Genomic DNA, 8096 nt, shown 5'->3' with positions numbered 1-8096 from the left:
GTAGAGCGAGGCGTAGAAACCGTTTGCTGAAAGTAGCTCATTATGGGTGCCTTGCTCCACAATGTTGCCGTTATCCATGACGAGTATCAGGTCGGCGTCTCTAATGGTCGACAGCCTGTGTGCGATAACAAAGCTGGTTCTGCCTTCCATTAAGGTTTCCATTGCTTTTTGTATAAGCACTTCGGTTCTTGTGTCGACCGAGCTTGTGGCCTCGTCGAGAATAAGCATCGGCGGATTTGCAAGGAGAGCCCGCGCTATCGTAAGAAGCTGCTTTTCGCCCTGGGAAACATTATCCGCCTCTTCGTTGAGCACCATGTCGTATCCGTTCGGAAGTGAGTGCACAAAGCGGTCGACGTGGGCCGCCTTGGCCGCCGCCAGGATTTCCTCGTCGGTCGCCTCAGGATTGCTATAGGCGATGTTTTCTTTGATAGTGCCGTTAAACAGCCAGGTGTCTTGCAAAACCATCCCGAACATTTTTCTGACGCCAGAGCGCCTCATGTCGCGGATGTCTATGCCGTCAATCTTAATCGAGCCCTGGTTGACATCGTAAAAGCGCATGAGCAGATTGACCATTGTTGTTTTGCCCGCGCCGGTCGGGCCGACAATGGCGATTCTTTGGCCCGGTTGTATGCTTGCCGTGAAGCCTTTTATGATGGTTTTTTCGGGGTTGTAACCGAATACCACATTATCGAATTCGACGGCGCCCTTAACTGATTTAATCTCAACCGGTTGTTCGGCCTGGGGAATCTCTTCTTCTTCACCCAGAAACTCGAATACGCGTTCGGCCGCCGCAGCGGTTGATTGAAGTATGTTTGCCACATTTGCTGTCTGCGAGATCGGTTGATTGAATTGGCGCACGTATTGAATAAATGCCTGGATGTCACCTATATTGATGCTGCCCCTAATTGCAAGCCAGCCGCCGACCACGGAGACGCCAACGAACCCCAGGTTGCCGATAAAGTTCATAATCGGAAACATCAAGCCGGAAAGAAACTGGGATTTCCACGCGCTCTCATAGAGGCCCCTATTAATTGTCTGAAACTTTTCAATAGAGCGTTTTTCTCCGTTGAAGACCTTCATCACATTGTGCCCGGAGTACATTTCTTCGACATGACCGTTAAGCTTGCCCAGAGTCGCTTGCTGGTTCCTAAAATGTTTTTGCGACCTCTTCACAACCGCGCCGATAAAACCGAAGCTAAACGGAAGAATAACAAGCGTAACCAACGTCAAAAGCCAGCTTATGGAGAACATCATACCGAGGATGCCGACAATCATGGTTATTGAAGTGACGATTTGCGTCATGCTCTGGTTGAGCGTTTGACTCACTGTCTCAACGTCATTGGTCACGCGGCTTAATACTTCGCCGTGTGTTTTAGTATCAAAGTATTTAAGCGGCATGCGGTTGATTTTCTCAGAGATATCTCTTCGGAATCGGTACGTGATTTTTTGTGATACGCCGGACATAATCCAACCTTGAATGTAGCTGAAGAGCGTGCTCAATAGATATAAGACGATCAGCAATAAGGCGATATCCGCGATCTTTTGAAAATTAATACCGGGCCGCTTGGAGAAATCGAGCGCTTTAATCGTCGCCAACTTATTGGCCGGTATCTTTTTAAGCATCGCCGGCGGGGCCTGTTTTAATAGTTCCGCACCGGTTGTTCCGGGGGGAAGTGTCACGCCCTTAGGCAGTTTTGAGGTGATTTGATCGTAGAGCGCCCTATTGGTATAGTCGTTGACCACCTGGTTTGTTATGTTTCCAAGGATTCTCGGGCTTACAATCGTGAAGACCGTACTGGCGATGGCAAACACGAGCACGATTATGATCGAAACCCAAAACGGACGCATATATGTAATAAGATTGCTCATCGTGCCCTTGAAGTTTTTAGCTTTTTCGCCGCCCTGCATCATGGGGCCATGGCCGCCAAATGGCCCCCTGCCTCCGGGCCGGGGGCCAGAGCCTCCAAAGGGACCGGGGCCTCCGGGCTTTTGCGGGGGTGCGGCATTGCGATCGCTCATGCTAGTTCCTCCCCCAGTATCCCTTCTAACTCCTCCTCGGATAGTTGTGAGGAGGCGATCTCTTTATAGACGTCGCAACTCTCTATTAGTTCTTTATGCCGGCCCGTACCTACGATTTTGCCGCCATCGAGGACGATGATCTTGTCGGCATTCATAATCGTGCCGATCCGCTGCGCTACAATCAGTACCGTTGCCTTTCTTGTTTCATCATTAAGCGCTTCTCGAAGTGCGGCATCTGTTTTAAAATCGAGCGCTGAGAAGCTGTCGTCGAATATGTATATTTCCGGTTTCTTAATAAGCGCTCTCGCGATTGCAAGGCGCTGTTTTTGGCCGCCGGAGACGTTCGTGCCGCCTTGTGCGATCGGCGTTGCGAATTTATCCTCAAGGTTCTCGACAAACTCAGAGGCCTGGGCGATTTTTGCGGCCGCGTGCATCTCTTCGTCCGATGCGTCCGGAACGCCGTATTTTATGTTGCTGCTTACCGTTCCTGAGAATAGAGCACCCTTTTGCGGTACGTAGCCTATCTTCTCGCATAAATCCTCTTGGGTGACGTTTCGAATGTCGATGCCGTTTACGAGCACCCGGCCGCCGGTTACATCATAGAAGCGGGGGATTAGATTAATAAGCGTTGATTTTCCGCTTCCGGTGCTGCCGACAAATGCGGTCGTTTCTCCCGGCCCTGCAGTAAACGAGATGTTTTGCAAAACGGGCGAGTCGGCGCCGGGATAGGAAAACGTGACATCGTCAAACTTGATAAGCCCTCTCGTATCTACAGGAAAAGCAATCGGGTTCTGTGGATCTTTTATCAGCGGCTCGGTATCGATGACTTCGGCCACCCGCTGTGCGGATACGGAGGCGCGGGGCACCATTATAAAGATAAACGAGATGAATAAGAACGACATAATCACCTGCATCGCATACTGCATAAAAGCTATCATATCGCCGATCATGAGGTTTCCCGTGTCGATCATATGCGAACCGACCCATATCACGGCGACGGCGGTAAGATTAAAGATAAGCATCATCATGGGCTGCATGATCACCATGAGACGGTTTACAAAAAGATTGACCCCGGTAAGCTCGACATTTGCTTTTTCAAAATTTGCCTCTTCGTGCTTTTCTGCGTTAAAAGCCCGTATAACGCGGAGGCCGGTAAGGTTTTGCCGCGTCACTAGATTGAGCTTATCGACAAGCTGCTGCAGCAGTTTAAATCTCGGCATTGCGATTGCAAAAAGAACTATCATCATACCGACCATTACGGTAATTGCGAGGGCTATTATCCACGTCATTGAAGGCGCCAAAGCATAAGCCTTAAACACGGCGCCAACACCCATGAGCGGGGCCATAAGCACCATCCGTAGCAACATTATCAATACCATCTGTAATTGCTGGATATCATTAGTCGAACGGATTATAAGGGAGGCCGTCGAGAACTTGTCAAATTCTCTTAGCGAAAAGCTTTCTACCTTTGCGAAGACTTTTTCGCGCACATTCATCGAAACGCCGGTTGCCACCCGGGATGCCAGGAAGCCGACGCCAACGGCACACGCGCCTCCCAACAAAGAGATAAGTAACATGCGAAATCCCGTATTGAAAATAAGAGAATTGTTTTGGCGGACGATACCTTTATTTACGATTTGCGCCATATAGTCAGGTAGTTGAAGATCCGCCATTACCTGGCCAAACGTTAAAGCGAGTACGGCAATTACCATCAAAGTGTATGGTTTCAGATACTTTAATAATTTTGTCACGTTTTACGCATCACTCTTTTTCTTGACATACTTAGATATCTTAGTCATCAAAGCGATGAGTTCAGAGCTATCTTTATCTCCCAAGTATTCGACAAGTCCATATATCTTTTCGGAGTGTTTTTCTCTCATGGCGGCAACCATCTCTGCGCCTTTATCGGAAAGGCTGACAAAAACCACACGCCTATCTTCGGGCGATGACGATCTCGTTACGTATCCCTGTTTCTCGAGTGAATTAATGTAGTGGGTTATTGCCGCTAAAGTAACATTCAATTCCTTTGCGGCCTCTGATGGCATTACGGGCGCTCCCTTGTTCAGGGTGGCGAGAAGCCACATGAAGTATTTCTCGGAGTGCCGCAACCCCGAGTTGTCCTTGGTTATGAAATTAGTGCGCCGGAACATGTTCATAGCGCTTTGCAGTTCGCGGGCGCGTTCCGTAATTTGTTCTTTATCCACTTCTCTTACCTGCAACGGTTTCGATTTACTAATACTTACTAAATAAATAATTTAGCAAGTAAAGTATATGTACCTGAATACAGTCAGTCAAGATGAAAATAAGATACACCCATAGCTTAACTGCGTGAGAACTATAACGGGGCGGCGCTTAGTTGTCCTCCTGCACACCGCTTGAAGCTTCCATTTTCTGCCACTACATCGTATCATGCAAAAATTACTACGTTAGGTTGGTGAAAAATGAAGCGACATATTTCTATTCTAGTAACAATCACATTACTTATAACGGTAATCACATCATCGTGGGGCATTGCGTTCGCCGGCGCTGCAAGTGCGGTTGCGGCAACACAGCAGAGCGTGGCGGGCCTGCCTCGACAACCTACTGTTACAGCCGGGTCGGCCATGCTTATCAATGCAAAAACAGGCGATGTGCTGTGGAGAAGGAATTCGAGCATCAGGCGCGCGATGGCGAGCACGACAAAGATAATGACCGCGCTGGTTGCCATCGAGCACGGTAATCTCGATGACATAGTAACCGTCAACGCGGATGCGCTCGGGCCCGGGGCGCAGGGGGGCATAGGTCTCGCCAAAAACGAGCATATGACGCTAAGGGATTTGTTGTATGCGCTTATGTTGCCATCGGCGAACGATGCCGCGGTCGCAATAGCCGACCATGTCGGCGGCTCGGTCGGCAACTTCGCAGACATGATGAATAAAAAGGCGGCCGAAATCGGCGCGAATCGTACGCATTTCGATAACCCGCACGGCCTCGATAGCCCGACTCATTATACGACGGCGTATGACCTTGCGCTCATCGCCAGGTACGCTTTGAGGAATCCGACGTTTTCGCAGATCGTTTCCACAAAGGGCTGGAGATTGCGTGGTTCTCAGGTCGTTACCACGCACAATAAGCTCTTGTATACCTATTCCGGGGCGACAGGGGTTAAGACAGGATTTACGAACCGTGCCAAAAATTGCCTTGTATCCTCAGCGACCAAGGGGGATGTGTCGTTGATAACTGTGGTGCTCGGCGAAAAATGGCGGCCGAATATGTTTGCGCAATCGGCCGCGTTACTTAATTACGGTTTTAGCCTTTACAGAGAACGGCAACTTACATCGGCGGGCGTTGTTTATAAGACGATAACCTCACCCTACGGTCAAAAGCTTGATTTGGTCGCCAAAGAGAATGCAAGCGCAGCCGTGAGACACACGCTTCCCGTATATACGGAAACACACTATGCGCAGGATATTCCGGTTCCGGTTAAGAAAGGCGCTGTTCTTGGAAGGGTGGTTTCATACCAGGCCGGGCGGGTTGTGGCTACCGCAGATCTTGAGGTAAAAAATGATCCTCCGCAACCAACCCTGATGCAAATGGCCGGGCACTACCTCTCTCCTTTATTCGGTAGCTCGATGTTGGATGTGTAAATCCCGGCGGATTATGGAATCCAAACAGTAGCTTTAAGTTGCCGAAATCAATATCTTGGCCTAGGCTTAATAGAGAAGCTTTAGTATGGATAGCCGTTAATGGTTAAATACTCATGGCGGGAGATTTTGGCAGAGCACCGCTTATCCTGCCGGCGATTGTATCGGACTATTGTGGAGGAGAACTATGCGGGTTGAAAAGGTGTTGGCGAAAAAGAGGGATGGTCGCGCTCTTTCTCGCGATGAGATCGAGTCTTTAATCAGCGGGTTTGTTTCGGGCGCTATCCCGGATTACCAGATGGCGGCGTTTTTGATGGCTGCGTATATCAAGGGGATGGATGCCCAGGAAACATATGTCTTTACAAAAGCTATGGTAGAGAGCGGCGAGGTAGTCGATCTTAGCCCGATAGAGGGCATAAAAGTAGACAAGCACAGCACCGGTGGGGTTGGCGATAAGGTGACACTGGTGCTGGCCCCGATGATGGCGGCGGTCGGTTTGAAAGTCGCAAAGATGTCGGGGAGGGGTCTTGGGCATACCGGTGGTACGCTGGATAAACTTGAATCAATTCCGGGGTTTAACGTAAATCTGACCAGGGAACAGTTTATTAAACAAGTAAGCGATATCGGCATCGCCATCATGGGCCAAACGGAAGAGATCGACCCTGCGGATAAGAAGATATACGCTTTGCGCGACCTTACCGCAACCGTCTCAAGCGTGCCGCTTATTGCGAGCAGTATCGTTAGCAAAAAGGTCGCCGGCGGGGCGGATGTTATCGTGTTTGATGTAAAAGCCGGCTCCGGCGCGTTCATGAAATCGCTCGATGAGGCCAAAGTGCTTGCCCAGGAGCTTGTGTCTCTCGCGAAAAACTTTGGCAAGCAGGCCGTTGCGGTCATCAGCAACATGAACCAGCCGCTCGGTTTCTCGATCGGAAACTCGCTGGAGGTCGAAGAGGCCATCGACACGATGAGGGGATTCGGCGGCGCCGACCTGCTCGAGCTTTGCTACAATCTTGGCGCCCAGCTCATGGTGAAAGCCGGTATTGTCCCGACAACGCAAGAGGCGATGGGCAAGCTAAGCGAAGTCCTTGAGGGAGGCCGGGTTTTAGCGAAGTTCACCGAGATGGTTGTCGCGCAGGGCGGTAATCCCGAGGCGATCGAAGACCCCAGGGGAGTCTTGCCGCATGCGCGATTTATCGAGGAGATCGAGGTCGCTACCGCCGGGTATATTCGCAGCATAAACGCGGAAGAGTTGGGGGTTGCAGCGCGATATCTGGGTGCCGGCCGCACGAAACTTGGTGACCAAATCGATTACGGTGCGGGCATTATTATTCCTAAGAAAGCGGGGGATTACGTCCGCCCGGGCGATACGCTGGCCCAGATGCACAGTAACGACCCGCATATGCTCGCGGCGACCAGCGGCTTGGTCAACGATGCGTTCGAGATAACCGCCGCACCACATGAAATACCGCCTTTAATCTATGAAATTATCGAATAAAGTTTTAAAGTGATATTAAGGTGTAATGTTTCGGATAATCAACTATTTACTGTAGGGGTTTAATGTGAGCAATAATCTTCTAGATGTAATCGGCAACACTCCTGTTGTCGAGATCAAGCGACTGAACAAACACAAAAAAGTAAAGATATTCGCCAAACTCGAGAGCGCCAATCCCGGCGGCTCCGTAAAAGACCGTATCGCAAAATACATGATCGAAAAAGCGGAGGAGAGCGGCGAACTTACAAAGAAAAAAATCGTCCTGGAGGCGACGAGCGGCAATACCGGCATCGGCCTCGCGCTGCTTTGCGCGCTTAAAGGCTACAAACTGCGCATCGTAATGCCCGAGACCATGAGCCTCGAGCGCCGTCAGATATTGATGGCCTTTGGCGCCGAGCTGCTTCTTACAGAGGGGTGCAAGGGGATGCCCGGCGCAATCGAGATGGCCAACCAACTTGCGGCCGACCCGAAGTACTTTTTAATCAACCAATTCGGAAACCCGAACAACCCGCTCGCGCATTACGAAACTACCGGCAAAGAGCTGCTCGAGCAGGTGAAACCGCTGGATATGTTTATTGCCGGCATCGGCACCGGCGGCACGCTTATGGGCGTAGGCCGCCGCTTGCGCGAGGAGAGCCCCCGCACGAAAATCGTCGGCGTCGAGCCGTATCCGAACCATAAAATCCAGGGTTTGCGTAACCTTGGCGAAGGCTATATCCCGCCGATATTCGATATTAACATTCTCCATGAGAAAGTAAACGTCACCGATGATGATGCCTACGACACCGCCAAAGACCTGGCCAGGATCGAGGGCTTGTTCTGCGGCGTTTCATCCGGCGCGACCGTAGCCGAGGCGCTTCGCCAGGCCGAAGATATGAAGGAAGGCAACATAGCGGTCATTCTGGCCGACGGCGGCGAGAAATATCTAAGCACCGACCTCTACACCTGCCCCTACCGCAGAA

At 50.7% G+C, this 8096-nt stretch carries 6 protein-coding genes; 3 read left to right on the top strand and 3 right to left on the bottom strand.

Annotated features, from left to right (window positions below):
- The 3 genes from COY37_RS10345 to COY37_RS10335 all read right to left on the bottom strand — a co-directional run.
- Positions 1–1911, bottom strand: a 1911-nt coding sequence (locus tag COY37_RS10345) for an ABC transporter ATP-binding protein (protein ID WP_502693757.1), incomplete at its 3' end; no start/stop codon positions are given.
- Positions 1912–2015: 104 nt separating this feature from the next.
- Complete coding sequence (locus COY37_RS10340; RefSeq protein WP_286977494.1) at positions 2016–3770, bottom strand: ABC transporter ATP-binding protein; 1755 nt, start codon at positions 3768–3770, stop codon at positions 2016–2018.
- Between the two features lie 3 nt (positions 3771–3773).
- Positions 3774–4223, bottom strand: a complete 450-nt coding sequence (locus tag COY37_RS10335) for a MarR family winged helix-turn-helix transcriptional regulator (protein WP_286677826.1) — start codon at positions 4221–4223, stop codon at positions 3774–3776.
- A gap of 237 nt (positions 4224–4460) precedes the next feature.
- Here COY37_RS10335 and COY37_RS10330 point away from each other — a divergent pair, with 237 nt between their 5' ends.
- From COY37_RS10330 to COY37_RS10320, 3 genes are all read left to right on the top strand, one after another.
- On the top strand, positions 4461–5645 hold the full coding sequence (locus COY37_RS10330; protein WP_286677827.1) for a D-alanyl-D-alanine carboxypeptidase family protein: 1185 nt from the start codon (positions 4461–4463) through the stop codon (positions 5643–5645).
- Positions 5646–5829: 184 nt separating this feature from the next.
- On the top strand, positions 5830–7137 hold the full coding sequence (locus tag COY37_RS10325) for a thymidine phosphorylase (protein ID WP_286677828.1): 1308 nt from the start codon (positions 5830–5832) through the stop codon (positions 7135–7137).
- Between the two features lie 64 nt (positions 7138–7201).
- The coding region (locus COY37_RS10320) for a PLP-dependent cysteine synthase family protein (RefSeq protein ID WP_286977491.1) at positions 7202–8096 on the top strand (895 nt) is incomplete at its 3' end.

This window comes from Candidatus Aquicultor secundus (genome assembly GCF_002791875.1).
GTDB lineage: Bacteria > Actinomycetota > Aquicultoria > Aquicultorales > Aquicultoraceae > Aquicultor_A > Aquicultor_A secundus.
Note: the sequence above shows the minus strand (reverse complement) of the source record. Positions and strands in the feature narration are given on the sequence as shown.